This is a genomic window from Streptomyces sp. NPDC038135 (assembly GCF_055601245.1).
Genome location: NZ_JBVJXS010000009.1, coordinates 256,728 through 282,164, shown reverse-complemented (window position 1 = coordinate 282,164; position 25,437 = coordinate 256,728). Strand labels below are relative to the sequence as shown.

At 73.6% G+C, this 25,437-nt stretch carries 22 protein-coding genes; 15 read left to right on the top strand and 7 right to left on the bottom strand.

Annotation, left to right across the window (positions count from 1 at the left end; genetic code table 11):
- Positions 1 to 62 precede the first annotated feature (62 nt).
- From ACZ7JA_RS26405 to ACZ7JA_RS26380, 6 genes are all read left to right on the top strand, one after another.
- The gene (locus tag ACZ7JA_RS26405) at positions 63 to 2,915 is read left to right on the top strand and encodes a DEAD/DEAH box helicase (RefSeq protein WP_351664092.1); all 2,853 of its coding nucleotides are present in this window, start codon (positions 63 to 65) and stop codon (positions 2,913 to 2,915) included.
- A 356-nt stretch (positions 2,916 to 3,271) separates the two neighbouring features.
- On the top strand, positions 3,272 to 4,930 hold the full coding sequence (locus ACZ7JA_RS26400; protein WP_470810740.1) for a sensor histidine kinase: 1,659 nt from the start codon (positions 3,272 to 3,274) through the stop codon (positions 4,928 to 4,930).
- Positions 4,927 to 5,331 carry a roadblock/LC7 domain-containing protein gene (locus ACZ7JA_RS26395; RefSeq protein ID WP_351664088.1) on the top strand — a complete coding sequence of 135 codons (405 nt, stop codon included), beginning with the start codon at positions 4,927 to 4,929 and terminating at the stop codon, positions 5,329 to 5,331. Before ACZ7JA_RS26400 ends, ACZ7JA_RS26395 begins: the two co-directional genes overlap by 4 nt.
- The gene (locus tag ACZ7JA_RS26390) at positions 5,328 to 5,756 is read left to right on the top strand and encodes a DUF742 domain-containing protein (protein ID WP_450745895.1); all 429 of its coding nucleotides are present in this window, start codon (positions 5,328 to 5,330) and stop codon (positions 5,754 to 5,756) included. The genes ACZ7JA_RS26395 and ACZ7JA_RS26390 overlap by 4 nt, the downstream gene beginning before the upstream one ends.
- On the top strand, positions 5,737 to 6,357 hold the full coding sequence (locus tag ACZ7JA_RS26385) for a GTP-binding protein (protein WP_351664084.1): 621 nt from the start codon (positions 5,737 to 5,739) through the stop codon (positions 6,355 to 6,357). The genes ACZ7JA_RS26390 and ACZ7JA_RS26385 overlap by 20 nt, the downstream gene beginning before the upstream one ends.
- A gap of 45 nt (positions 6,358 to 6,402) precedes the next feature.
- Positions 6,403 to 7,899 (top strand): cytochrome P450, encoded by a 1,497-nt coding sequence (locus ACZ7JA_RS26380; protein ID WP_450751435.1) that lies wholly within the window; start codon positions 6,403 to 6,405, stop codon positions 7,897 to 7,899.
- A 32-nt stretch (positions 7,900 to 7,931) separates the two neighbouring features.
- Here the strand turns inward: ACZ7JA_RS26380 and ACZ7JA_RS26375 are convergent, their stop codons facing one another.
- The 3 genes from ACZ7JA_RS26375 to ACZ7JA_RS26365 form a co-directional block, all read right to left on the bottom strand.
- Positions 7,932 to 8,885 carry an RluA family pseudouridine synthase gene (locus ACZ7JA_RS26375; RefSeq protein WP_470810736.1) on the bottom strand — a complete coding sequence of 318 codons (954 nt, stop codon included), beginning with the start codon at positions 8,883 to 8,885 and terminating at the stop codon, positions 7,932 to 7,934.
- Between the two features lie 94 nt (positions 8,886 to 8,979).
- Positions 8,980 to 9,828, bottom strand: coding sequence for a siderophore-interacting protein (locus tag ACZ7JA_RS26370; RefSeq protein WP_351664078.1), 849 nt, complete (start codon positions 9,826 to 9,828; stop codon positions 8,980 to 8,982).
- A gap of 42 nt (positions 9,829 to 9,870) precedes the next feature.
- The gene (locus tag ACZ7JA_RS26365) at positions 9,871 to 10,791 is read right to left on the bottom strand and encodes a 5'-3' exonuclease (protein ID WP_389304711.1); all 921 of its coding nucleotides are present in this window, start codon (positions 10,789 to 10,791) and stop codon (positions 9,871 to 9,873) included.
- A 123-nt stretch (positions 10,792 to 10,914) separates the two neighbouring features.
- Here ACZ7JA_RS26365 and ACZ7JA_RS26360 point away from each other — a divergent pair, with 123 nt between their 5' ends.
- The 4 genes from ACZ7JA_RS26360 to ACZ7JA_RS26345 all read left to right on the top strand — a co-directional run bounded on the left by ACZ7JA_RS26360 (position 10,915) and on the right by ACZ7JA_RS26345 (position 15,510).
- Positions 10,915 to 11,994 (top strand): quaternary amine ABC transporter ATP-binding protein, encoded by a 1,080-nt coding sequence (locus tag ACZ7JA_RS26360; protein WP_470810733.1) that lies wholly within the window; start codon positions 10,915 to 10,917, stop codon positions 11,992 to 11,994.
- Positions 11,987 to 13,798: an ABC transporter permease/substrate binding protein gene (locus ACZ7JA_RS26355; RefSeq protein ID WP_389304715.1), complete on the top strand. Its 1,812-nt coding sequence runs from the start codon at positions 11,987 to 11,989 to the stop codon at positions 13,796 to 13,798. Before ACZ7JA_RS26360 ends, ACZ7JA_RS26355 begins: the two co-directional genes overlap by 8 nt.
- Positions 13,799 to 14,209: 411 nt before the next feature.
- Complete coding sequence (locus tag ACZ7JA_RS26350; RefSeq protein ID WP_143635319.1) at positions 14,210 to 14,782, top strand: helix-turn-helix domain-containing protein; 573 nt, start codon at positions 14,210 to 14,212, stop codon at positions 14,780 to 14,782.
- 8 nt (positions 14,783 to 14,790) lie between these two features.
- Positions 14,791 to 15,510 (top strand): helical backbone metal receptor, encoded by a 720-nt coding sequence (locus ACZ7JA_RS26345; protein ID WP_470810887.1) that lies wholly within the window; start codon positions 14,791 to 14,793, stop codon positions 15,508 to 15,510.
- Here ACZ7JA_RS26345 and ACZ7JA_RS26340 read toward each other — a convergent pair.
- The gene (locus ACZ7JA_RS26340; RefSeq protein WP_470810729.1) at positions 15,422 to 16,579 is read right to left on the bottom strand and encodes a TDT family transporter; all 1,158 of its coding nucleotides are present in this window, start codon (positions 16,577 to 16,579) and stop codon (positions 15,422 to 15,424) included. The genes ACZ7JA_RS26345 and ACZ7JA_RS26340 overlap by 89 nt on opposite strands.
- A 70-nt stretch (positions 16,580 to 16,649) precedes the next feature.
- Between ACZ7JA_RS26340 and ACZ7JA_RS26335 the strand changes: the two genes are divergently transcribed.
- Entirely contained in the window at positions 16,650 to 17,579 is a 930-nt protein-coding gene (locus ACZ7JA_RS26335) for a LysR family transcriptional regulator (protein ID WP_351664068.1), read from the top strand.
- Positions 17,580 to 17,779: 200 nt separating this feature from the next.
- On the opposite strand, the gene ACZ7JA_RS26330 is transcribed toward ACZ7JA_RS26335, so the two are convergent.
- A complete protein-coding gene (locus ACZ7JA_RS26330; RefSeq protein WP_389304819.1) occupies positions 17,780 to 18,472 on the bottom strand; it encodes a gamma-glutamyl-gamma-aminobutyrate hydrolase family protein in 693 nt (230 codons plus the stop codon).
- A gap of 67 nt (positions 18,473 to 18,539) precedes the next feature.
- Positions 18,540 to 19,292, bottom strand: a complete 753-nt coding sequence (locus ACZ7JA_RS26325) for a FadR/GntR family transcriptional regulator (RefSeq protein WP_470810727.1) — start codon at positions 19,290 to 19,292, stop codon at positions 18,540 to 18,542.
- 97 nt (positions 19,293 to 19,389) lie between these two features.
- Here ACZ7JA_RS26325 and ACZ7JA_RS26320 point away from each other — a divergent pair, with 97 nt between their 5' ends.
- The 4 genes from ACZ7JA_RS26320 to ACZ7JA_RS26305 are packed head-to-tail and all read left to right on the top strand — an operon-like array spanning position 19,390 to position 24,183.
- Positions 19,390 to 20,748 carry a glutamine synthetase family protein gene (locus ACZ7JA_RS26320; protein WP_470810725.1) on the top strand — a complete coding sequence of 453 codons (1,359 nt, stop codon included), beginning with the start codon at positions 19,390 to 19,392 and terminating at the stop codon, positions 20,746 to 20,748.
- A 26-nt stretch (positions 20,749 to 20,774) separates the two neighbouring features.
- Positions 20,775 to 22,148 (top strand): aldehyde dehydrogenase family protein, encoded by a 1,374-nt coding sequence (locus ACZ7JA_RS26315; protein ID WP_470810723.1) that lies wholly within the window; start codon positions 20,775 to 20,777, stop codon positions 22,146 to 22,148.
- Complete coding sequence (locus tag ACZ7JA_RS26310; protein ID WP_450746868.1) at positions 22,145 to 22,927, top strand: 3-oxoacyl-ACP reductase; 783 nt, start codon at positions 22,145 to 22,147, stop codon at positions 22,925 to 22,927. Before ACZ7JA_RS26315 ends, ACZ7JA_RS26310 begins: the two co-directional genes overlap by 4 nt.
- A gap of 26 nt (positions 22,928 to 22,953) precedes the next feature.
- Positions 22,954 to 24,183 carry an HAD family hydrolase gene (locus ACZ7JA_RS26305; protein ID WP_470810721.1) on the top strand — a complete coding sequence of 410 codons (1,230 nt, stop codon included), beginning with the start codon at positions 22,954 to 22,956 and terminating at the stop codon, positions 24,181 to 24,183.
- 39 nt (positions 24,184 to 24,222) lie between these two features.
- On the opposite strand, the gene ACZ7JA_RS26300 is transcribed toward ACZ7JA_RS26305, so the two are convergent.
- Positions 24,223 to 25,425: an amino acid deaminase/aldolase gene (locus tag ACZ7JA_RS26300; RefSeq protein ID WP_470810719.1), complete on the bottom strand. Its 1,203-nt coding sequence runs from the start codon at positions 25,423 to 25,425 to the stop codon at positions 24,223 to 24,225.
- Positions 25,426 to 25,437: the final 12 nt, after the last annotated feature.

Genomic DNA, 25,437 nt, shown 5'->3' with positions numbered 1-25,437 from the left:
GGGGGCACCCGTCGTTCCCGCCCGCCGCGTGATCCGCTGCCGCTCAGTACACGATCGGGATAATGATCGTCCTGTTGTCAGCGGGGCCCGGTACGCTCGAAAGCACGATGACAGAGGACCTCTCACCGGCCGAGCGGTACGCGGCCGCCCGCCTGCGGGCAGCCGAGCAGGCCACCGCGCTCGCGTCCTTCCGCGAGATGTACGACTTCGGCCTCGACCCCTTCCAGATCGAGGCCTGCCAGGCGCTCGAGGCGGGGAAGGGCGTCCTGGTGGCCGCCCCCACCGGTTCGGGCAAGACGATCGTGGGCGAGTTCGCCGTCCACCTCGCCCTGCTGCAGGGCAAGAAGTGCTTCTACACCACCCCCATCAAGGCGCTGTCCAACCAGAAGTACGCCGACCTGTGCCGCCGCTACGGCGCGGCCAAGGTCGGCCTGCTCACCGGCGACAACAGCGTGAACTCCGACGCCCCGGTGGTCGTGATGACCACCGAGGTGCTGCGGAACATGCTGTACGCCGGCTCGCAGACCCTCCTCGGCCTCGGCTACGTGGTCATGGACGAGGTGCACTACCTCTCCGACCGCTTTCGCGGCGCCGTCTGGGAGGAGGTGATCATCCACCTCCCCGAGTCGGTGACCCTGGTGTCGCTGTCGGCCACCGTGTCCAACGCCGAGGAGTTCGGCGACTGGCTGGACACCGTCCGCGGCGACACCGAGGTGATCGTCTCCGAGCACCGGCCCGTGCCGCTGTTCCAGCACGTGCTCGCCGGGCGCCGGATGTACGACCTGTTCGAGGAGGGCGAGGGCCACAAGAAGGCCGTCAACCCCGACCTCGCCCGGCTCGCCCGCATGGAGGCGAGCCGGCCCTCGTACCAGGACCGGCGGCGCGGGCGCTCGATGCGCGAGGCCGACCGGGAGCGGGAGCGCAGACAGCGCTCCCGGGTGTGGACGCCGGGCCGGCCCGAGGTCATCGAGCGCCTCGACGCCGAGGGCCTGCTGCCCGCCATCACGTTCATCTTCAGCCGGGCCGCCTGCGAGTCCGCCGTCCAGCAGTGCCTGTACGCGGGCCTCAGGCTGAACGACGACGAGGCCCGGGAGAAGGTGCGGGCCCTCGTCGAGGAGCGCACCGCCGCCATCCCGCCCGAGGACCTGCACGTCCTCGGGTACTACGAGTGGCTGGAGGGCCTGGAGCGCGGTATCGCCGCCCACCACGCGGGCATGCTTCCGACCTTCAAGGAGGTCGTGGAGGAGCTGTTCGTACGCGGTCTGGTCAAGGCCGTGTTCGCGACCGAGACGCTCGCGCTCGGCATCAACATGCCCGCCCGTTCGGTGGTGCTGGAGAAGCTCGTCAAGTGGAACGGCGAGCAGCACGCCGACATCACCCCCGGCGAGTACACGCAGCTCACCGGCCGGGCCGGCCGCCGGGGCATCGACGTCGAGGGCCACGCGGTCGTGCTGTGGCAGCGCGGTATGAGCCCCGAGCACCTCGCGGGCCTCGCCGGCACGCGCACGTACCCGCTGCGCTCCAGCTTCAAGCCGTCGTACAACATGGCCGTCAACCTGGTCGAGCAGTTCGGCCGGCACCGCTCGCGCGAGCTGCTGGAGACCTCCTTCGCGCAGTTCCAGGCCGACAAGTCGGTCGTCGGTATCTCCCGGCAGGTGCAGCGCAACGAGGAGGGCCTGGACGGCTACAAGGCCTCCATGACCTGCCACCTCGGGGACTTCGAGGAGTACGCGCGGCTGCGGCGCGAGCTGAAGGACCGGGAGACCGAGCTGGCCAGGCAGGGCGCCAGCCAGCGGCGCGCCGAGGCCGCCGTCGCCCTGGAGAAGCTCAAGCCGGGTGACGTCATCCACGTGCCCACCGGCAAGTACGCGGGCCTCGCGCTGGTGCTGGACCCGGGCCTGCCCGCCGGGCGTTCCAACGGCCACCGGGGCTTCGACCACCACGACGGTCCGCGCCCGCTGGTGCTGACGGCGGAACGGCAGGTCAAGCGGCTTGCGTCGATGGACTTCCCGGTGCCGGTCGAGCCGCTGGACCGGATGCGGATCCCGAAGTCCTTCAATCCGCGCTCCCCGCAGTCCCGCCGGGACCTCGCCTCGGCGCTGCGCACCAAGGCCGGGCACATCCCGCCGGACCGGGCCCGCAAGAAGCGTTCGCAGGCCGCCGACGACCGGGAGATCGCTCGGCTGCGCACGGCGATCCGGGCGCACCCCTGCCACGGCTGCGACGACCGCGAGGACCACGCCCGCTGGGCCGAGCGCTACCACCGCCTGCTGCGCGACACCACGCAGCTCGAGCGCCGGATCGAGGGACGCACGAACACCATCGCGCGGACCTTCGACCGGATCGTGGCGCTGCTCACCGAGCTGGACTACCTGCGCGGCGATGAGGTCACCGAGCACGGCAGGCGGCTCGCCCGGCTCTACGGCGAGCTGGACCTGCTGGCCAGCGAGTGCCTGCGCGAGGGCGTCTGGGAGGACCTCGCCCCGGCGGAACTCGCCGCCTGCGTCTCGGCGCTGGTGTACGAGGCCCGGGTCGGCGACGACGCGATGGCGCCCAAGCTGCCCTCGGGCAGGGCGAAGGCCGCGCTCGGCGAGATGGTCCGGATCTGGGGCCGGCTGGACGCGGTCGAGGAGGAGTTCCGGATCAGCCAGACCGAGGGCGTGGGCCAGCGCGAGCCGGACCTGGGCTTCGCCTGGGCCGCCTACATGTGGGCCTCCGGCAAGGGCCTGGACGAGGTGCTGCGCGAGGCGGAGATGCCCGCGGGCGACTTCGTGCGCTGGTGCAAGCAGGTGATCGACGTGCTCGGGCAGATCGCCGCCGCCGCGCCCGTGGAGGGCTCGACGGTGACGAAGGCCGCGCGCAAGGCCGTGGACCAGCTCCTGCGGGGCGTGGTGGCCTACTCGTCGGTGGGCTGAGCCCGCCCCGCCCCGCCCGGACGCGGCCGGCTTCCGCCGGTCGCGTCCGGCGCCGAACCCCCTCATTCACTCGTCACGGTGAGGGGGTTTCGTATGCCCGTACGGCGTCACGGTTGGTGTTCGAACAAATGCACAGCGTGTAAATGGAGTGAGCTTACTCCTGTTGCGCGGGTGAATTCAGGTGCTTGCCGAATATGACACGGCGATGATCCGGTCGGACTAAGCTCGCCCGCGACGCACCGGGTTGAGCCGATTAGTGCGTCTGCCCCCGAATATCCCGAAGGTCCGGGTCGTTCCGTGAATCTTCCCCTCGCAAGCTCCCCCGACACCCAGCCGACTCGTCTCGGAAGGCATCCATGGTGAGTGTTCCAAAGCCTCCCGGCGGCCGTGAACTTCCCCTCGCCCGCGTGCTGTTGCCGCCCGCCGTCGTGATGGCCGGGGTGACCGGGGCCGCCGCCGCACTGGTCCCGCCCGCCGCCCGGATCGCCGTCGTCGGGTGCGGGACCGTGGCCCTGCTGCTGCTCCTCGCCCTGGCCGCGGAGATCGTCCGCCGCGGCCGCGAGCTCCGCGAGACGCGGGCCGAGCACGCCCGGCACGCCGCGTACCTGGAGCACCGCCTCGCCACCCACGACGCGGAGATCGTCCGGCTCGGCACCCAGGTCCTGCCCACCGCGCTGCGCCACCTGCGCGGCGGAGAACCGCTCCGGGAGGTGATGCGCAAGGTCGTCGACAACGACCCCGAACTGCGGCACCTGCCCGACTCGCAGCGCACGCTGCTGCACACGGCACTGCGCGGCGCCGACCACGAGATCTCGATGCGCGACGCCACCGAGCGCTCCTTCGTCAGCATCGCCCGCCGCGTGCAGGCCATCGTCCACCAGCAGGCCAGCGAACTGCGGGAGATGGAGGAGGACCACGGCCGCAACCCCGAGGTCTTCGACGACCTGCTGCGCATCGACCACGGCACCGCGCTGATCGGCCGCCTCGCCGACTCCATCTCCGTGCTCGGCGGCGGCCGCCCCGGCCGCCAGTGGCCCCTGCCCGTGTCGCTGTACAGCGTCCTGCGCGGCGCGATGTCCCGGATCCTGGAGTACCGGCGCATCGACCTGAACTCCATCGTCAACATCAACATCAAGGGCACCTCGGTGGAGCCCATCATCCACGCCGCCGCCGAACTGCTCGACAACGCCACCCGCTACTCGCCGCCGTCGACCAAGGTGCGGGTCACCGCCGTCGAGGTGCAGACCGGGCTCGCCATCGAGATCGAGGACGCCGGGGTCAGCCTCAGCGAGGAGTCCCGGGCCCGCATCGAGAAGGCCATCACCGACGCCATGGCCGCCGACGACGCCCACAACCTCGGCGAGAGCCCCCGCCTCGGCCTCGCCGTCGTCGGCCGGCTCTGCAAGGCGTTCGACATGCAGGTCTCGCTGCGCGCCTCCGCCTACGGCGGCGTCCGCGCGATCCTCGTCGTGCCGCGCGTGATGACCACCACGGAGCCCGGCGTGGGCGCCGCCCACGGCATCGGCGCCACCGCCGTGCCCATGCCCGAACTGGGCGCCCTGGAGGGCCCCAAGCGCCCGCCGAAGAAGCGCCGGCCCACCAGCCCCCGCATCCCCGCCGGGATCTCCATGGAGGACGACGTCCCCGAGGTCACCGAGTGGACGGCGGGCGGTCTGCCGCAGCGCCGCAGCCGGGTGAAGACGCCGCTCAGCCAGCGGTTCGCCGAACAGGCCGCCGTCGAGCGCGCCGAGCGCGAGGGCAGGCCGACCGTCTGGTCCCAGCCGGCGCCCGAGCCGGAACCCGCGCCCGAGATCGACCCCGAGCTGCAGAAACTGAAGGACCGGCCGCCGGGCATGTGGGTCGACGCCTTCTGGGACGGCCTGAAGAAGGGCATGCCCGAGGGCGCCACCGCGGCCGAGCTCACCGACTTCACCCGGAACCCGACCGCTTACCTGCACCTGATCGACGATTCGGCAGGCCCCACCCAGGCCGACGACGAGGGGGACCTCAAGTGATCCAGCAGCGAGGCAACATCGACTGGATGCTCAAGCAGCTCAACGACGGCGTCCCGGGCATCCAGATGATCGTGGTCCTCTCCGCCGACGGACTGCGCATCGCCCGGCACGGCGGCGACCCCGACGCCGCCGACCGGGTGGCCGCCGCCTGCGCGGGACTGCAGAGCCTGGCCGGCGCCATCACCCAGGAGATCGTGGGCAGCGGGGACATGAAGCTCGTCGTCATCGAGATCGACGGCGGCTACTTCTACCTCATGAACGCCGGCGCCAACGCCTTCCTCGCGGTGCTCGCCGACGTGACCTGCGAGCCGGGCCGGATGAGCGGCATGATGCGCGACCTCGTCGTCCGCATCGGCACCCATCTGACGAGTCCGCCCCGGCGGAACGGGCAGACCGTATGACTCCGCCGCGGCGCAGGCGCCGCCGGCCACCGCACCCGCCGGCACCCCCGCCGCCCCCACCCCCGCTCCCCGCGAAAGCCGGGGGCGGCCCCGGGCGGCCCGGCAACCCCGAGCGGCTGTACACCATCGCCGGTTCCGCCGACGGCGCCCGGGCCGAACTCGACCTGGTGACGCTGATCGTGGCGCACTCCGCGCCGTCGCCCTCCGCCTCCCCCGAGCAGGCGGCGGTGCTCCGGCTGTGCACCGCGCCGCTGTCCGTGGCCGAACTCTCGGCCTACCTCAACCTGCCGTTCAGCGCGACGACCGTCCTGCTCACCGAGCTGATCGCGGCCGACCTGGTGCAGGCGCGCGCCCCGATCGTCCGCCAGGCGCTCCCCGACCGTTCACTCCTCGAAGCGGTGATGCATGGACTTCAACGGCTCTGACACCATCCCCGGCCCGCGCACCGAGGACCATCTGCCGCAGACGGCGCAGGCCGCGGTGAAGATCGTGATCGTGGGCGGGTTCGGCGTCGGCAAGACCACCATGGTCGGCTCGGTCAGCGACATCAGGCCGCTGACCACCGAGGAGACCATGACCCAGGCCGGCATCGGAGTCGACGACAACTACGGCTCCGACACCAAGACGGCCACCACCGTGGCGATGGACTTCGGCCGCATCGGCATCACCGACAAGCTGGTGCTCTACCTGTTCGGCACCCCCGGCCAGGAGCGCTTCTGGTTCCTGTGGAACGGCCTGTTCGAAGGCGCGCTCGGCGCGGTCGTCCTGGTCGACACCCGGCGCCTGGAGGTGAGCTTCGACGTCATGGGACGGCTCGAGGAACGCGGCGTGCCCTTCGTCGTCGCCGTCAACACCTTCCCGGACGCGCCCCGTTACCCGATCGAGGAACTGCGCACCGCGCTGGACCTGTCCCCGGACATCCCGATCATCGACTGCGACGTGCGCCGCCGGGCCTCCAGCAAGGACGTGCTGATGACCCTGATGCGCTTCCTGCACTCCCTGGCCCTGTCCGGCGCCCTCCGCTGATCCCGCGTCCGACCGACCCCCACCCATCCGTTCCGGAGCTGCACCGTGACGTCTGAACCCCAGTCCCTGACCGGCACCGAACCCACCCCCGGCCCGCCGCCCGGCTGCCCGGCGCACGGCCTCGGCCCCGGCGAGGCGCACCGGATCCACGGCCCCGGCGCCGAGGACCTGGACGGCCTCTACGAGCACCTGCGGGAACTGCACGGCGCCGTGGCGCCCGTGCTGCTCCACGACGACGTACCGATGTGGGTGGTGCTCGGCCACGCCGAGAACCTGCAACTGGTGCGCAGCCCCTCCCAGTACACCCGCGACAGCCGGATCTGGTCCCCGCTGCTCCAGGAGCAGGTGAAGCCCGACCACCCGCTCATGCCGCACATCGCCTGGCAGCCCATCTGCTCGCACGCCGAGGGCGACGAGCACCAGCGGCTGCGCGCGGCGGTCACCGGCGCCATGGCGCCCATCGACCACCGCGGCCTGCGCCGTCACATCGGCCGCTACACCCAGACCCTGGTCAACGACTTCTGCGAACGCGGCCGGGCCGACCTGGTCTCGCAGTTCGCCGAGCACCTGCCGATGGCCGTGATGTGCGAGATCCTCGGCATGCCCGAGGAGTACGGCGACCGGCTGGTGCAGGCCGCCCGCGACGCGCTCAAGGGCACCGAGACCGCCATCCGGAGCCACACGTACGTCATGGAGGCGCTCGGCCGGCTCACCGCCCGCCGCCGGGCCCGGCTGGAGGACGACTTCACCAGCCACCTCATCGCCCACCCGGCGGGACTCACCGACGACGAGGTCCGCGAGCACCTGCGGCTGGTGCTGTTCGCGGCCTACGAGGCCACCGCCAACCTCCTCGCCAACGCGCTGCGCATGGTGCTGACCGAGCCGGGCTTCCGCGCCCAGCTCAACGGCGGCCAGATGACCGTGCCGGAGGCCATCGAGCAGTCCCTGTGGGACGAGCCGCCGTTCAGCACCGTCTTCGGCTACTTCGCCAAGCAGGACACGGAACTGGGCGGGCGGCGCATCCACCGGGGCGACGGGCTGCTCTTCGCGCCGGCCCCGGGGAACGTCGACCCCCGGGTGCGCCCCGACCTCTCCGCCGGGATGCAGGGCAACCGGTCCCACCTGGCGTTCGGCGGCGGCCCGCACGAGTGCCCCGGCCAGGACATCGGCCGGGCGATCGCCGACGTCGGGGTGGACGCGCTGCTGATGCGGCTGCCCGACGTCCAGCTCGACTGCGCCGAGGAGGAGCTGCGCTGGCGCTCGTCGATCGCCTCCCGGCACCTGGTGTCGCTGCCGGTGCGCTTCGAGCCCAAGGCCCAGCAGGACGTGAGTCTGCCGCCCCGCCCGTCGACCGTGCCGCCGCAGCGCTCGGGCCCGCCGGCCGTCACCGCGCCCATCGCACCGGCCCCCGCCGCCGGGCCCCGGCCGCCGGTCCCGGCCCCGGTCGCCCCGCACGTGCCCGCCCCCGTCCCCGCGACGCCGGACCCGTCCCGCCGCGAGAACGTGTGGCAGCGGCTGCTGCGCTGGTGGCGCGGGGAGTGAGCGGCGGGTCCCGCGGACGGTGAACGGGACCGCTACGGCTCCTGCCCGGCCCACCCGGCCGGGCAGGACCACGCCCGCAGGGTCCGCCCGCTGGCGAAGGCGTGCCGCGCTCCGGTGACCGGGTCGGTGAACTCCAGGCGGCGGGCCAACAGTTGCAGCGGGCGGCGGAAGTCGCCTGGCGGCACCGGGCCGGTCACCTCCGGGTACAGCGGGTCGCCGAGGATGGGCACGCCCAGCGCGTTCAGATGGACCCGGAGCTGGTGGGTCTGCCCGGTCTCGGGCAGCAGCCGGTACCGGCCCAGACCGTCCCGGTGCTCGGCCAGCTCCACCCGGGTCACCGCGTTCGGCTCGCCCTCGACCTCCCGCGCCGCCTGCACCCCGCGCTCCTTGACGATCCGGCTGCGCACGGTGCGGGGCAGCACGAGCGCCGGATCGTACGGGGCCACGGCCTCGTACTCCTTGCGCACCCGCCGGTCCCGGAACAGCGTCTGGTAGGCGCCGCGCTCCTCGGGCCGCACCGTGAACAGCACCAGACCGGCGGTGAGCCGGTCCAGCCGGTGAGCGGCGGTCAGCGACGGCAGGCCGAGCTCGTCGCGGAGCCGGGCGAGAGCGGTCTGGGCGACGTGCGAACCGCGCGGTGTGGTGGCGAGGAAGTGCGGTTTGTCGGCCACGACGATGTGCTCGTCCCGGTGCACCACCTCCAGCGGGAAGGGCACCGGAACCTCGGCGGGCAGTTCGCGGTGGAACCACACGAACGTCCCCGCCCGGTAGGGCGCTTCCGGTTCGACCGGCCTCCCGTCGGCGCCGACGAAGAGCCCCGCGTCGAGCATGGCCTCGACGGTGCCGGGCCCGGCGCCCGTCAGCCGCGCCACGAGGTGCTCTCGCACGGTCGCCCACTCCCCGCCGTGCGGCAGCCGCAGCCGTACCGGGTCGACGCCGTGGCGCTGGGGGAGCGGGGCGGGCGGGGGCGGGGTGCGGCGTCTCACGAGGTCAAGCGTACGAGCGCGGCGGGAGGGCCGGTCACCTCCGGTCGCGCGCCTGGCGGCCGGGGGCGGCGGCCGGTCGCCGGCGGGGACCGGCTCAGGCGGCAGCCGCGGCGCCGCCCTCCTGCTCGGCCTCGATCCGGGCGTTCCACTCCCGCTTGGAGGCCTGCCAGCCGTCCTCGTTGTGGCCGAGGCGCCAGTAGCCGGAGATCGACAGGTCCTCGCGCGGGATCTGCAGCTCGACCCGGAGCATCCGGCGCAGCTCCTTCACGAACGCCGCCTCGCCGTGCACGAAGGCGTGCGGCCGGCCCTCGGGGAACCGCAGCGCCCGTACGGCCTCGACCAGGGCCTGACCCACCGGCCGGTCCCCGCGGTGCAGCCAGACGACCTCCACGTCGGAGTCGATCTTCTGCTCCTCCTCGGGCCCGGCCACCTCCACGAAGGCGTGCGCGCGAGCGCCGGCCGGCAGCGTCTCCAGGGCGCGGGCGATCGCGGGCAGCGCGCTCTCGTCGCCGGCGAGCAGATGCCAGTCCGCACCGGCGTCCGGGGCGTAGGCGCCGCCGGGGCCGATGAAGCGCACGGTCTCGCCGGGGCGCGCCCGCAGGGCCCAGGGCCCGGCCAGGCCCTCGTCGCCGTGGATCACGAAGTCCAGTGTCAGCTCGAGGTGCTCGGGATCCCAGGCGCGCACGGTGTACGTCCGGGTCACCGGCCACTGCTCGCGCGGGAACTCCGCCCGAACGCGCTCCAGGTCGAAGGGCTCGGGATAGGTGACGCCCTCGGGGCCGAACAGCAGCTTCACGTAGTGGTCGGTGCAGGTGTCCGCGGCGAAGTCGGCGAGGCCCTCGCCGCCGAGCACCACGCGCTGCATGTGCGGGGTCAGCCGCTCGGTCCGCACCACCTGGGCGGTATAGGGCTTGCGCGGCTTTCGTCCCGGACGCTCTGCCATCACGGCCTCCTGCTGCATTGGTTAGGTTTACCTAAGTTAGCATCACGAACCGAGCGTCGTCAGCAGTCTCCCGAGGGAGCCGCCCAGCCCCCAGCGCGCCGCCAGCGCCTCCAGGGCCGCCGGGTCGCGCGGGGCGCGCGGCAGGGCGGTGTCCACGTCCGGCAGCGGGACGTCACCGGCCACCCGCACCACCTCCGGCGCCACGGCCACGTACGGCCGGGCCTCGGTCAGCCGCTTGCGCTGCGACGGCGTGAGCCTCGCCCGCGGGTCGTCGACCGCCGCCATGATCCCCGCCAGGTCGCCGAACTCGGCGAGCAGCTTGGCGGCCGTCTTCTCGCCGATCCCGGGCACGCCCGGCAGGCCGTCGCTCGGGTCGCCGCGCAGCAGCGCCAGGTCCGCGTACCCGCGCCCGTCGACCCCATACTTCTCGCGCAGCACCGCCTCGTCGGTGAGCTGCAGGGTGCCGACGCCCTTCAGCGGGTAGAGCACCCGGACGCCGCGCTCGTCGTCGACGAGCTGGTACAGGTCGCGGTCACCGGTGACGATGTCGACGGGGCCGTCGGCCCGCGCGGTGAACGTGCCGATGACGTCGTCCGCCTCGTACCCCGCGACCCCCACCCGGGCGATGCCGACCGCGTCCAGCACCGCCTCGATGACCGGCACCTGCGGGGAGAGGGTGTCCGGCACCTCCTCCTCGTCCGGCGCGCCCTCGTGCTCCTCGGCGACCCGGTGCGCCTTGTACGTCGGGATCAGGTCCACCCGCCACTGCGGCCGCCAGTCGGCGTCCATGCAGGCCACCAGCCGCTGCGGCCGGTGGTCCTTCACCAGCCGGTCGATGAAGTCCAGCAGTCCGCGCACCGCGTTCACCGGGGTGCCGTCCGGCGCCCTGACGGAGTCGGGCACGCCGAAGTAGGCGCGGAAGTAGAGCGAGGCGGTGTCGAGGAGCATGAGTCGTCCGGTCACGCTCGCATCATGCCGTACGGCACTGACACGGCCCCGTTGTGACCTAAGACACTTAAAAGTTTGACCAATGAGGATCTGGGGAGGCGCGGCTTCTGTCATGTACGGCCGAGACGAGAGGCACGCGTGCAACCAAGGCTTGAGGCCGAGCACCTGTTCAAGGTGTTCGGCAGACGACCGGACCAGGCAGTGGAGAAACTGCGCGGGAGCACCGACCGCGAGGAGCTGCGCGCCGACGGCACCACCGCCGCCGTGATCGACGCCTCCTTCCAGGTCGAGGCGGGTGAGATATTCGTCGTCATGGGTCTGTCGGGCTCCGGCAAGTCCACCCTGCTGCGGATGCTCAACGGTCTGCTCGAGCCGACCGCCGGCCGCGTCCGCTTCGACGGCCAGGAGCTCACCGGGCTCGGCGACCGCGAACTGCGCGAACTGCGTTCGAAGAAGATCAGCATGGTCTTCCAGCACTTCGCGCTCTTCCCGCACCGCAGCGTCCGCGACAACGCCGCCTACGGCCTGTCCGTGCAGGGCGTGCCCCGCGCCGAGCGCGAACGCCGCGCCGACGAGGCGCTCGCCCTGTGCGGTCTGGCCGGCTGGGAGGACTCCTGGCCCGACGAGCTGTCGGGCGGCATGCAGCAACGCGTCGGCCTCGCCCGCGCCCTGGCCACCGACGCGGACCTGCTGCTGATGGACGAGTCCTTCAGCGCCCTCGACCCGCTGATCCGCCGCGACATGCAGGACCAGCTGCTGGAGCTGCAGAAGACCCTGAAGAAGACCATCGTCTTCATCACCCACGACCTCAACGAGGCCATGCGCCTCGGCGACCGCATCGCCGTCATGCGCGACGGCCGGATCGTCCAGACCGGCACCGCCGAGGACATCCTGCTGCGCCCGGCGGACGACTACGTCGCCTCCTTCATCCAGGACGTCGACCGCTCCCGGGTGCTGACCGCCGCGTCGGTGATGGACACCGACGTCCGCGGCGACGAGGCCGACTGCGGCTGCGAGACGGCCGCCCCGGACACGCCCTTCACCGAGCTGTGCGCCATCAGCGCCCGCCTCAGCCACCCGGTCGCCGTCCTGGACGCCGGCCGCGAGCTGGTCGGCGTCGTGCCGCGCCGGCGCCTGGTCGGCCTCCTCGGCGACGAACAGGGCGACCCCACCGCCTGCGACAACGACAACGGCGGAAAGGTGATCGCCCGTGCCTAGGATCCCTCTCGGCGACTGGGTCGACTCCGGTGTCAACTGGCTCGTCGACCACCTGTCCTGGCTCTTCGACGCGATCCGCGCGGTCATGGAGGGCATGTACGACGGCATCGACGCCGTCCTCGCCGCGCCCGAGCCGCTGCTCATGGCCGGCATCCTCGGGGTGATCGCCTGGTGGCTGCGCGGTCTGCTCGGCGGCGTCCTCGCCTTCGCCGGGTTCGCGCTGGTCGACTCGCTGGACCTGTGGGACCGGGCGATGTCCACGCTGGCCCTGGTCCTGGTGGCCACGGTGATCGCCCTGGTGATCTCCATCCCGCTGGGCATCTGGGCCGCCCGCTCCAAGACGGTCAGCGCGGTCGTGCGGCCCGTCCTGGACCTGCTCCAGACGATGCCGTCGATGGTGCTGCTGATCCCCGCCATGCTCTTCTTCGGTCTCGGCACCGCCGCGGGCGTCGTCGCCACCCTGATCTTCGCGCTCGCCCCCGGCGTCCGCATGACCGAGCTGGGCATCCGGCAGGTCGACGCCGAACTGGTCGAGGCGGCCGAGGCGTTCGGCACCACGCCGCGCGACACCCTGTGGCGCGTGCAGCTTCCGCTGGCCCTGCCGACCATCATGGCCGGCGTCAACCAGGTGATCATGCTGGGCCTGTCCATGGTCGTCATCGCGGGCATGGTCGGCACCGGCGGCCTCGGCGGCGCGGTCAACGAGGCCATCGGCCGGGTCGACATCGGCTACGGCTTCGAGGCGGGCGTCGGCATCGTCGTCCTCGCCATCTACCTGGACCGGGTCACCAGCGCCCTCGGCACCCAGCTCTCCCCGCTCGGCCGCAGGGCCGCCGCCAAGACCCGGACGACCGCCTGGTCGTACCGGCCGCGCCCGGTGGTCGCCGTCGCCGGTGTGGTCGCCCTCGCGCTCGTCGCGGGCGGTCTGGGCGTCTTCGGGTCCTCCGGCACCTCCGAGGCCTCCGGCACCGACATCGGCCAGGGCAAGGAGATCAACCTCGGCTACATCCCCTGGGACGAGGGCATCGCCTCCACGTTCCTGTGGAAGGAGCTCCTGGAGCAGCGCGGCTTCAAGGTGAACACCACCCAGTACGCGGCCGGCCCCCTCTACACCGGCCTCGCCACCGGACAGATCGACTTCGAGACCGACTCCTGGCTGCCCACCACGCACGCCGAGTACTGGAAGAAGTACGGCGACAAGCTGGACGACCTCGGCAAGTGGTACGGCCCCACCTCGCTGGAGCTGACCGTCCCGTCGTACGTGAAGGACGTGAACTCCCTGGCGGACCTGAAGGGCCACGCCTCCGAGTTCGGCGGCAGGATCGTCGGCATCGAGCCCAGCGCCGGCATGATGGGCCTGCTCAAGGACAAGGTCCTGGGTCGGTACGGCCTGAAGGGCGAGTACCAGGTCGTCGACGGCTCCACGCCCGCGATGCTCGCCGAGCTGAAGCGCGCCTACGGCAAGAAGCAGCCGGTCGTCGTCACCCTGTGGTCGCCGCACTGGGCGTACAGCGACTACGACCTGAAGAAGCTGAAGGACCCCGAGGGCGCCTGGGGCAAGGGCGACGGGGTGCACACCCTCGCCCGCAAGGGCTTCGCCGAGGACAACCCCGAGGTCGGCGCCTGGCTGAAGAACTTCTCGATGACCGAGGAGCAGCTCACCGGGCTGGAGGCGCAGATCCAGAAGGCGGGCAAGGGCAAGGAGCAGGACGCCGTCCGCGCCTGGCTGAAGCGGCATCCGGGCCAGGCCGACAAGTGGGCCCCGATCGACCGCAAGGGCGTCTCGAGCCAGGCGGCCGGGTGACCTGACCCTTCCGACCGCCGCCCGAGGGGTGGGCGCCGCGCGCACGTCCGTGGACGTGCCCCCGGCGCCCACCCCTCGCGGTTTCCCCGGGCCCCGGCACCGCTTCGTGGCCGCACCGACGCCCCCAGGTCCCTCCACGGTAAGGATCCGGCCAACCACGGAGGGTCATGACCCCCGCCGCGGCGGAACATCGGGGGCCGTCCGGGCCTTGGAACAAGCAAGACCCGTCCCGCACCGCGGCGCCGCAGTGGCGTGAACCGTGGGGGTGCGGGCCCACCGGCGTGTCGGGGATGTGACAGGCGCGTGAAACGGTTTGCCGAACATGCGTAGGGTGCAGACAACTCCTCAGGGAACCGTCCGGCGACGGACGTCCGGCAGGCGGCACGACGAGTGAAGGAGGGAGCCGGAGCGATGGGCGACCACAAAGAGCAGCAGCCCGTGCGGGTGGGCGCGGCCGTACGGCGGCGGCGTCGCGCGCTGGAGCTGACTCTCGCCGTCGTGGCCGAGCGCACCGGCCTCTCGGTGCCCTTCCTCAGCCAGGTCGAGAACGACAAGGCCCGCCCGAGCCGCGGTTCCCTGGAGAAGCTGGCCGACGCCCTGCGCACCACGGCCGTGGAACTCCTCGCCGCCGCCGACCCGGCCGCCAGCGTGGACGTCGTGCGCGCCGAGCCCGTCACCGAGTCGGACTTCCTGCCCCGCACCCGCTCCCTGGTGCGCGGCCACCACCAGTTGCACGCCTCGGAGTTCACCGGCGACCACGACGCGGGCCGCGAGTTCCAGCACCGCAACGACGAGCTGATGTACGTCGCCGACGGCGCCGTCGAGATCGAGGCCGAGGGCCGCGCCTACCGGCTGGGCCGCGGCGACACCCTGTACCTGACCGGCGGGGTCCGCCACCGCTGGCGCGCGACGGTCCCGGACACCCGGGTGATCGTGGTGGCCGTCGCCGAGCACATCGAGGCCGTGCAGGACCGGGCGCGCTAGCCGCCGTGGTGCGCGTCGTCTCGCTGGTGCCCTCGCTGACCGAGGCGGTGGCCCGCACGCTGCCCGGCGTGCTCGCCGGGGTCACCGACTGGTGCACCCACCCGTCGGACACCGGAGCCGCCCGGATCGGCGGCACGAAGAACCCCGCCGTCGACCGGATCATCGCCCTCGCCCCCGATCTGGTGGTCGCCAACGAGGAGGAGAACCGCGCCCCCGACCTCGACGCCCTGCGGGCCGCGGGTCTGGAGGTGCTGGTCACCGAGGTGCGCACGGTGCCCCAGGCCTTCCGCGAGCTGGACCGGGTGCTCACGGCGTGCGGCGCCCCGTCCCGGCCCCGCTGGCTGGACGAGGCGGAGGCGGCCTGGGCGGACCCGCCCGGCCCCCCGGCACGGACGACGGCGGTCGTGCCCGTCTGGCGGCGCCCCTGGATGGTGCTCGGCCGGGACACCTTCGCGGGCGACGTGCTGGACCGGCTCGGCGTGCGTCACCTGTACGCCGGCCACCCCGACCGCTACCCCAGGGTGCCCCTCGCGGAACTGGTGGCGGCCGGCCCGGACCTCGTCGTCCTGCCGGACGAGCCCTACCGCTTCGGCGCCGGGGACGGCCCCGAGGCCTTCCCGGGCCTGCGCTGCGCACTCGTCAGCGGACGCCACCTGACCTGGTACGGACCCTCGCTGGCCGAGGCGCCGCGGGTGCTGGGCGGGGCGCTTCGGGCAGCTCTCCGCTGAGCAGCCCGCGCACCGTACCCGACGCGGCCGCCAGCCAGGCGGCGACCAGCAGCCCGTACAGAGCGGTGGCCAGCGCGTCGTACGCCGCGAGCCCGGTGCGCCCGGCCAGGGAGGCGGCGCCGGTGACGCAGGTGCCCACCGGGAAGGTGAACGCCCACCAGGTCATCGAGAAGCCCATGCCGCGCCGCCGGGCCCGCACCACGTGCGCCGAGGCGAGCGCCAGCCACAGCAGCGCGAAGCCCATGACCGGCACCCCGTACAGCACCGCGAACACGCCCAGCCCGCGGTCGTAGGGCGCCGGTACCACCCCGGGGGCCGCGTCCGCGATCACGCCGACGGCGGTGGTGGACTGCCCGAGCGGGCCGAGGACCAGGAACAGGCCCGGGGTCAGCGCGAGCGGCAGCGGACCGGAGACCAGCGGCCGGGCGAAGACCAGCGGCAGCGTCGCCAGCGTCGCCAGCAGGCTCAGCCCGAACATCGCGAAGCACCCCAGCAGCAGCGTCTCCCGCGGCTGCCCCGGCGGCAGCAGCGGCACCAGGCGCGGGCCGGCCGCGGCGGACACCATCGGCGCCACGAGCGGCAGCAGCCAGACCGGGCCGGCCTCGCGGGGCTCGCCCCGGTGGTGCGCCGCCATCAGATACGGCACGGCGACGGCGGCCGCGAGCCCCACCGCCGTGCCGGCGGTGAACAGAACCGCGTCGAGCGCCAGCGCGGGGCCGGTGCCGATCCAGTCCCGGCCGGCCGCCGCCGCACCGCCGCCCACCGCCAGCAGGGCCATGGCCAGGCAGCCGTAGAAGGGCGCCACGGCCGGATCCAGGAGGTGGGCGCGGGCCCGGTCCCGGTGGTGCGTCCAGTGCAGGGCGCGAGCGGCCAGCAGGGCCGCCAGCGCGACGAGGGACAGCGCCCACAGCGCGGTGCACACCGTGCGCAGCCCGGGGACGTGCACGGGGAGCGCGGTGCCCGCCGTGCCGACGACCGAGGTTCCCATGACGGAGGCGTACCAGTGGGGGCCGAGGTGCCGGACCCGGACGGCACGCGCGGTGGGCAGGGAGTGGGCTGCGATGACCATGACCGTACGATCCCGCCGCCGGCCCCCTCCGACCAGGGAGTCCCCGTGTATGGGGGCATAAGCTGGTCTTATGAGCGAGCGGAACACGACGGACGACGGCCTGCCCGGCGGCTCGCTGGCGCACCGGGTGCCCGACCTCGGCGCGCTGGAACTCCTGCTCGCCGTGGCGCGGCTGGGCAGCCTCGGCGCGGCCGCCCGGGAGGTGGGCATCACCCAGCCGGCCGCCAGCAGCCGGCTGCGCTCGATGGAGCGGCAGCTCGGCGTGGCCCTGGTCGACCGCTCGCCGCGCGGTTCCCGCCTCACGGACGCGGGCGCCCTGGTGACGGACTGGGCCCGCCGGGTGGTGGAGGCGGCGGCCGCCTTCGACGCGGGCGCGCGGGCGCTGCGCGACCGGCGGGACTCCCGGCTCAGGGTCGCGGCGAGCATGACCATCGCCGAGTACCTGCTGCCGGGCTGGCTGCTCGCCCTGCACGCCGAACGGCCCGACACCGCGGTGTCCCTGCTCGCGGGCAACTCCGCGAAGGTCGCGGAACTGCTCCTGGACGGCGAGGCGGACCTGGGGTTCGTGGAGGGCCTGACGGTGCCGCCGGGCCTGGACTCGGCGGTGATCGCCCGGGACCGCCTGATCGTCGTCACGGCGCCCGGCCACCCCTGGGCCCGCCGGCGGCGCCCGCTCACCCCGTCCGAACTGGCGGCCACCCCGCTGATCCTGCGCGAACGCGGCTCCGGCACCCGCCAGGTGCTGGACACGGCGCTCGGCGGTCTGGCCCGGCCGCTGATCGAGCTGTCCTCCACCACGGCGGTGAAGGCCTCGGCGGTGAGCGGCGCCGGCCCGTCGGTGCTGAGCGAGCTGGCGGTGGGGGAGGAGCTGGCGATGCGGCGCCTGGTGCGCATCCCGGTCGAGGGCGTCGCCCTGCGCCGCGAACTGCGCGCGGTGTGGCCGACGGGCCACCGGCCCACCGGACCGGCACGCGAACTGCTGTCGCTGACGCGGGGCTAGGTCGTGTCCGCAAAGTCGCGTCGTTCGCCCGCAGGGCGGGCGTCGCGGCGTCCGGTGCGTGCTCTGGGGGTCCCCCCGGCCGAAGGCTGGGGGAGTGCCGGCCGGATATGCCCTCGTACTGGGTGTACTCGGGCTTTCGGCCGGTGCGGCGAGAGTGCGTGCCGGGCGTCGTGACGCAGACGCGACTTTGCGGACACGGCCTAGCGGGCCGGGCCGGCTCCGGACGCGGCGGCCCGCACCAGCGCCCGCATGACCCGGGTGTCGTCCCCCATCTCCGGGTGCCACTGGACCCCGAGCACCCACCCCTCCCGCGGCGGCAGCTCGACCGCCTCCACCGTCCCGTCCGCCGCGTGCGCGGAGGGCGTCAACCCCGCGCCGAGCCGCTCCACCGCCTGGTGGTGGTACGTCGGCACGGTCACCTCCTCGGGCACGATCCCGGCGTAGAGGGTCCCCGGCACGGGCTTCACCGGATGCCCGCCGAAGACGCCGACCAGCTCCGCGTGCCCGTCCAGGTGCTGCACCAGCGTGCCGCCGCGGGCGACGTTGAGCAGCTGCATGCCCCGGCAGATCCCCAGCAGCGGCACCCGGGCGGCCAACGCCGCCCCGATCAGGGCCAGTTCCCAGGCGTCCCGCTCCGGCGCGGGCGGACCCGTCCGGGGGGACCGCTCGGCGCCGTAGCACGCCGGGTCGACGTCCGGGCCGCCCGCGACGACCAGCCCGTCCAGCCGGGCCACCAGGGCGGCGGCCCGCGCGGGCTCGTCCGGCGGCAGCATGGCGGCCAGCCCGCCGGCCCGCTGCACCAGCCGCGGATACGCGGCCGGCAGCAGCGCGGCCGCCAGCTCCCACACCCCCCACCGCGCGCCCTGCTCCAGATACGTGCTCACACCGATCAGCGGCCGCACCGGCCCACCGCCCTTCCCGGGACGCAAAGGTCCCCCAGAGCACCTTTGCGGAGGCCGGTCATGCCAGGAACCCCCGCAGCAGCGCCGCCGTGCCCGCGCAGTGCTCGCGCATCATCTCCCGCGCCCCGTCCGCGTCCCCGTCCAGCACCGCCTCGACCAGCGCGGTGTGCTGCCGCTGCGAGTGCTCCAGGTTGCGCACGAGCAGCGGGATGCAGTCCAGCAGGTCGTTGACGCTCGCCCGCACCGCCGCGTACCGGGCGGCCAGCGACGGCGAACCGCACAGCTCGGCCAGCGTCAGATGCAGCAGCGTGTCCCGCCGCCGGTACTCGGCGAGCGGGGCCTCGTGGGTGCGGTGCAGGGCCTCGCGCAGCCGCCCTGCCTGATCCGGGGTCAGCCCGTGCGCCGCGCACAGCCCCGCCGCGCCCACCTCCAGCACCTCGCGGAAGCGCAGCACGTCCTCGATGTCCACCTCGGCGATCCGCCGCCGCAGCTCGTCCTCGCCGCCGGCGTCCGCGCGCGGCAGCACGAAGGTGCCGCCGTAGCGTCCGCGCCGCGACTCCACGAGGCCCTGGTCCTGCAGCACCTTCAGCACCTCACGCAGCGTCACCCGGCTGATGCCGAGCCGCTCCGCCAGCTCCCGTTCGGCGGGCAGCCGCCCGCCGTCCGGCACCAGGCCGAGCCGTACCACCTGGAGGATCTGCTCCAGCGCCTCCTCGAAGCCATTGCCCGCCCGCACCGGACGCAGCACCGGGGCGAGCCGGTCCCGCGCGGCCCGCTCCCGCGCCCCCCGCGCGTCCGTCTCCCGAGGCATCCCGGTCGTGCCCCCTTCCCAGGAAATGGTTCCCGGCAATACCTTATGGCTCCCGGTCCGGCCGAAAAAGTGCCGTACAGCCGAAGGAGGATCTCCCGTGGCAGACCGCACACCCCCACTGAGCGTCGAGGAGCTGCGCGCCCTCGTCGCCGGCGGTGAGATCGACACGGTCGTCCTGGCCTTCCCCGACATGCAGGGGCGGTTGCAGGGCAAGCGGTTCGCCGCCCGCTTCTTCCTCGACGAGGTCCTGCACCACGGCACCGAGGGCTGCAACTACCTCCTCGCCGTGGACACCGAGATGAACACGGTCGACGGCTACGCGATGTCCTCCTGGGACCGCGGCTACGGCGACTTCGCCATGCACCCCGACCCCGCCACCCTGCGCCGCGTCCCCTGGCACCCCGGCACCGCCCTGCTCGTCGCCGACCTCGCCTGGAACGACGGCGCCCCGGTCGTCGCCGCGCCCCGCCAGGTCCTGCGCCGCCAGCTCGACCGGCTCGCCGAGCTGGGCTACACCGCGCGGGTCGGCACCGAGCTGGAGTTCATCGTCTTCAAGGACAGCTACGAGCAGGCCTGGGACGCCAACTACCAGGGCCTGACCCCGGCCAACCAGTACAACGTCGACTACTCCATCCTCGGCACCGGCCGCGTCGAGCCCCTGCTGCGCCGGCTGCGCAACGACATGGCGGGCGCCGGCCTGACCGTGGAGTCCGCCAAGGGCGAGTGCAACCCCGGGCAGCACGAGATCGCCTTCCGCTACGACGAGGCCCTGGTCACCTGCGACCAGCACGCCCTGTACAAGACCGGCGCCAAGGAGATCGCCGCGCAGGAGGGCGTCTCGATCACCTTCATGGCCAAGTACGACGAGCGCGAGGGCAACTCCTGCCACATCCACCTCTCGCTCGCCGACGCCGAGGGGAACAACGCCATGGCCGGGCCCGACGGCATGTCCGACGTCATGCGGCACTTCCTCGCCGGGCAGCTCGCCGCCCTGCGCGACTTCTCCCTCCTGTACGCCCCCAACATCAACTCCTACAAGCGGTTCCAGCCCGGCTCCTTCGCGCCCACCGCCGTCGCCTGGGGCCACGACAACCGCACCTGCGCGCTGCGCGTGGTCGGCCACGGCCGCTCCCTGCGCTTCGAGAACCGCCTCCCCGGCGGCGACGTGAACCCCTACCTCGCCGTCGCCGGCCTGGTCGCGGCCGGTCTGCACGGCGTCGAGCAGCGGCTCCAACTGCCCGAGCCCTGCCCGGGCAACGCCTACACCGCGGACTACGAGCACGTGCCCACCACCCTGCGCGAGGCCGCCGAGCTCTGGGAGAACAGCCCCGTGGCCAAGGCCGCCTTCGGCGACGAGGTCGTGGCCCACTACCGGAACATGGCCCGGGTCGAACTGGCCGCCTTCGACGCCGCCGTCACCGACTGGGAACTGCGCCGCTCCTTCGAACGCCTGTGAAGCGAACGCCCGTGAAAGGTCCTCACGTGTCCGAGCCGCACGAACTGCAGGTCCTCAACCCCGCCACCGAAGAGGTCGTCGCCACCGTCCCCGCCGCCGGCGCGCCGGACGTGGACGCCGCCGTCGCACGCGCCGCGCGCGTCCAGCAGAAGTGGGCCGCGCTCCCGCCCGCCGACCGGGCCCGGCTGCTGCGCCGGTTCGCCGACACCGTCGACGGCCGCATCGAGGAACTCGCCCGGCTGGAGGTCCGCGAGGCCGGGCACACCCTCGGCAACGCCCGCTGGGAGGCGGGCAACGCCCGCGACCTGCTGCTGTACGCGGCGGGCGGCGCCGAACGCGTCCTCGGCAGCCAGATCCCGGCGCCCGGGGGCTGGAACGTCACCTTCCACGAACCCCTCGGCGTCGTCGGGGTGATCGCCCCCTGGAACTTCCCCATGCCCATCGCGGCCTGGGGCTCCTTCCCGGCGCTCGCCGCGGGCAACGCCGTCGTCCTCAAACCCGCCGAGACGACCCCGCTGACCGCCCTCCGCCTCGCCGAACTCGCCGTGGAGGCGGGCCTTCCCGAGCACCTGTTCCAGGTGCTGCCCGGCCACGGCCACACCGCCGGACGCGCGCTGGTGGACCACCCGGACGTCGCCAAGATCGTGTTCACCGGCTCCACCGCCACCGGCCGCGAGGTCATGGAGCGCTGCGCCCGGCTGGTCAAGCCGGTCACCCTGGAACTCGGCGGCAAGAGCCCCAACGTCGTCTTCGCCGACGCCGACCTGGAGGCCGCCCTCGACCCCTTCTCCTTCCTGGACAACGCCGGCCAGGACTGCTGCGCCCGCACCCGGATCCTGGTCCAGGAACCGGTGTACGAGCGCGCCCGCGAGTTCCTCGCCGGCGCGCTGGCCTCCGTCGTCGTGGGCGACCCGGCCGACGAGAAGACGCAGATGGGCCCGCTGATCTCCCGCCGGCAACTGGACCGCGTACGGTCGTACGTCCCCGAGGACGCCGAGGCCCTGCGCGGCGCCGCGCCCGACGGCCCCGGCTTCTGGTTCCCGCCGACCGTGCTCACCGGGGAACGGCCCGGCTCCCCGGCCGTCCGCGAGGAGATCTTCGGCCCGGTCGCCGTCCTGCTGCCCTTCACCGACGAGCAGGACGCGGTCCGCCTCGCCAACGACACCCCCTACGGCCTGTCCGGCTCCGTCTGGACCCGGGACGTCGGCCGCGCCCTGCGCGTCTCACGGGCCGTCCAGGCGGGCAACCTGTCCGTCAACTCCCACTCCAGCGTCCGCTACTGGACCCCGTTCGGCGGCTTCAAGCAGTCCGGACTCGGCCGCGAACTCGGCCCCGGCGCACTGACCGCCTTCACCGAGACCAAGAACGTCTTCATCAGCACGGAGGGCTCCGCACAGTGAACGCAGAACACGTCTGCCGCCGCCTCGCCGGCCGCACCGCCGTCGTCACCGGGGCGGGCAGCGGCATCGGCCTCGCCAGCGCCCGCCGGCTCGCCTCCGAGGGCGCGCACGTCGTCTGCGCCGACGTCGACGAGGTCACCGGCAAGGCCGCCGCCGACGAGACCGGCGGACTCTTCGTCCGGACCGACGTCACCGACCCCGGACAGGTCGAGGCGCTGTTCGCCGCCGCCCACGACACCTACGGCAGCGTCGACGTCGCCTTCAACAACGCCGGCATCTCCCCGCCCGACGACGACTCCATCCTGGACACCGGCCTGGAGGCCTGGAGGCGCGTCCAGGAGGTCAACCTCACCTCCGTCTACCTGTGCTGCAAGGCCGCCATCCCGTACATGCGGCGCCAGGGCCGGGGCTCCGTCATCAACACCGCCTCCTTCGTGGCCCGGATGGGGGCGGCCACCTCGCAGATCTCGTACACCGCCTCCAAGGGCGGCGTGCTCGCGATGTCCCGGGAACTGGGCGTGCAGTTCGCCCGGGAGGGGGTCAGGGTCAACGCCCTGTGCCCGGGCCCGGTCGACACCCCGCTGCTGCGGGAGCTGTTCGCGAAGGACCCGGAGCGCGCCGCGCGCCGCCTGGTGCACATCCCCGTCGGGCGGTTCGCCCGGGCCGAGGAGATCGCCGCCGCCGTCGCCTTCCTGGCCAGCGACGACTCCTCCTTCGTCAACGCCACCGACTTCCTGGTGGACGGCGGGATCTCGGGCGCGTACGTCACCCCCCTGTAAGGGGCAGAGGTGTAGGTTCCGCGCATATGCGACAACTTCTCGCGTGGACCCTGGCAGCGGCCGCCGCCCTGGCGGCCGCGCCCACCGCGCCGACGGCGCGCCCCGACTGCCCCCGGCTGACCACCTCCTGGCACGGCGACAACCGCGCCCGCCTGCAACGCGTCGTCGACGCCCGCGGCACCTGCTCCGGCCGCACCGGCGCGATCGCCGCGTTCGACTGGGACAACACCGTCACCAAGAACGACGTCACCGACGCCACCCTCTCCTGGGCCCTGCGCCACGACCGCCTGCCCCGCCCCGCCCGCTGGAAGGACACCAGCGCCTGGCTGACCGAGGCCGCCGACCGGGCACTGGCCGCCGCCTGCGGCACCGGGGCGGGCACGTCCCTGCGGACCTCGGACCGGCCGCGCTGCACGGACGAGATCCTCGAGATCCGCGAGCACGCCACCACCATGAGCGGCGCCCCGGCCTTCGCGGGCCGCTGGAACCACCGGCGCACGGTCCCGCAGTACGCCTGGGTCCCGCAGCTCTTCGCCGGCCGTACCCCCGCCGAACTCGCCTCCTACGCCCGCGCCGCCCGCCGCGAGGCCCTGGCCGCCCCGGTCGGCGCGACCCGCGTCCTCGGCACCCACACCGTCCCCGCCTACGTCCGCCCCTACGCCCAGATGCGCGATCTCATCCGCACCCTGCACCGCGCCGGATTCCGGGTCTACGTCGTCTCGGCGGGCGTCGAACCCGTCACCGAGGTCTGGTCACGGGGCGTCGGCGTGGACGCGGCGCACACCCTCGCCATCCGCCCGGTCCTGGACCGCCGGGGCCGGATCACCACCCGGACCGAGGGCTGCGGCGGCGTCCCCGCGACCCGGGGAGCGGTGATCCCCTACATCGACGGCAAGCGCTGCTGGATCAACCAGGAGATCTACGGCGTGCGGGGCGCCGCCGCCTGGCAGCGGCAGCCCTGGGAGCGCCGGCCCGCCCTCGCGGCCGGCGACGCCGACACCGACGTCACCTTCGTCGGCGACGCCACCGGCGCCCACCTCGTCATCGACCGCGACAAGCCGGAACTGATGTGCCGGGCCTACGACGACGCCGACCGGCGCTGGCTGGTGAACCCCATGTTCATCGACCCGCTGCCGCGCCGGACCGAGCCGTACCCGTGCTCGACCACCGCCTGGACCGCGCCCGACGGCACGCCCGGACCGGTGCGCCGCGCCGACGGCTCCGTGGTGCCGGACCAGGCCGACCGCGTCCCCTGAGCGTCCCGCCGGCCCGGCTCGGGGGTGCGGCGCACCGGCTCACAGGAAGGTGTGGCCCTCACCGCGGTACGTGGGCACGGCGGCCGTGACCCTGTCGCCCTCGACCAGGTGCAGCACGTCGAACCGCTCGCACAGCTCACCCGCCTTGGCGTGCCGGAACCACACCTTGTCGCCGATCAGCAGGTCGTCGGCGGGCGTGCCGAGCAGCGGGGTCTGCACCTCGCCCGGACCCTCCTGCGGGTCGTACGCCAGACCCTCCGGCAGGTACGGCACGGGCAGCCGGTCCGGGCCTGCGGCGCCCGAGGCCGGATAGCCGCCGCCCAGCACGGTGACGACACCCACGCCCGGCCGCCGCACGACGGGCTGTGCGAACAGCGCCGCCGGACGCCCGGTGAAGGACGTGTAGTTGTCGAAGAGCCGCGGCAGGTAGAGCCCCGAACCGGCCGCGATCTCGGTGACCGCGTCCTCGGCGGCGGTGTGCTGCACACTGCCGGTCCCGCCGCCGTTGACGAACTCCAGACCGGGCGCCACGGCGCGGACCGCCCGCACCACCGCCGCGCGGCGCTCGGCCAGCTCCCGCCGTGCGGCGGCCTGCATCAGCCGGATCGCCCGCGAGCGCAGCGGCCGCCCGGCCACCGCGTCCCCGACCCCGGCGACATGGCCCTCGTACGCCATGATCCCCACCAGCCGGAAGCCCGGCCGCCGGGCCACCGCCCTTGCCATCTCGGCGAGTTGGGCGGGGGAATGCAGCGGCGAGCGCCGGGCCCCGACCCGCATCCGGCCGCCCAGCAGCCGCAGCGAGGTGTCCAACTCCAGGCAGACGCGCACCACTTCACGTCCGCCCTCACGGGCCGCGTCGATCAGGTCGAGCTGGGCCACGTCGTCCACCATCACGGTGACCGCGCCGGCGAGCTTGGGGTCGGCGGCCAGCTCCGCGAAACCCGACCGGTCGGCGGACGGATAGGCGAGGAGGACGTCGTCGAACCCCGAGCGCGCCAGCCACAGGGACTCGGCGAGGGTGAACGACATGACGCCCTGGAAACCGTCCCTGGCCAGCACCCGCTCCAGCAGCGCCCGGCAGCGCACGGACTTGCTGGCGACCCGGACCGGCTTGCCGCCGGCCCGGCGCAGGAGGTCGTCCGCGTTCGCGTCGAACGCCTCCAGATCCACGATCGCGAGAGGGGCGTCGATATGGGCGGTGGCCCGGTCGTAACGGGCCCGGTCGGCGGCGCGCGCAGTCATGACGGAAGCGTG

Excerpts from the sequence above, each read along its gene's own strand:
- ACZ7JA_RS26405 (WP_351664092.1), top strand. The coding sequence starts at position 63 with ATGATCGTCCTGTTGTCAGCGGGGCCCGGTACGCTCGAAAGCACGATG.
- ACZ7JA_RS26400 (WP_470810740.1), top strand. The coding sequence starts at position 3,272 with ATGGTGAGTGTTCCAAAGCCTCCCGGCGGCCGTGAACTTCCCCTCGCC.
- ACZ7JA_RS26390 (WP_450745895.1), top strand. The coding sequence starts at position 5,328 with ATGACTCCGCCGCGGCGCAGGCGCCGCCGGCCACCGCACCCGCCGGCA.
- ACZ7JA_RS26385 (WP_351664084.1), top strand. The coding sequence starts at position 5,737 with ATGGACTTCAACGGCTCTGACACCATCCCCGGCCCGCGCACCGAGGAC.
- ACZ7JA_RS26370 (WP_351664078.1), bottom strand. The coding sequence starts at position 9,828 with ATGGCAGAGCGTCCGGGACGAAAGCCGCGCAAGCCCTATACCGCCCAG.
- ACZ7JA_RS26350 (WP_143635319.1), top strand. The coding sequence starts at position 14,210 with ATGGGCGACCACAAAGAGCAGCAGCCCGTGCGGGTGGGCGCGGCCGTA.
- ACZ7JA_RS26340 (WP_470810729.1), bottom strand. The coding sequence starts at position 16,579 with ATGGTCATCGCAGCCCACTCCCTGCCCACCGCGCGTGCCGTCCGGGTC.
- ACZ7JA_RS26335 (WP_351664068.1), top strand. The coding sequence starts at position 16,650 with ATGAGCGAGCGGAACACGACGGACGACGGCCTGCCCGGCGGCTCGCTG.
- ACZ7JA_RS26325 (WP_470810727.1), bottom strand. The coding sequence starts at position 19,292 with ATGCCTCGGGAGACGGACGCGCGGGGGGCGCGGGAGCGGGCCGCGCGG.
- ACZ7JA_RS26305 (WP_470810721.1), top strand. The coding sequence starts at position 22,954 with ATGCGACAACTTCTCGCGTGGACCCTGGCAGCGGCCGCCGCCCTGGCG.
- ACZ7JA_RS26300 (WP_470810719.1), bottom strand. The coding sequence starts at position 25,425 with ATGACTGCGCGCGCCGCCGACCGGGCCCGTTACGACCGGGCCACCGCC.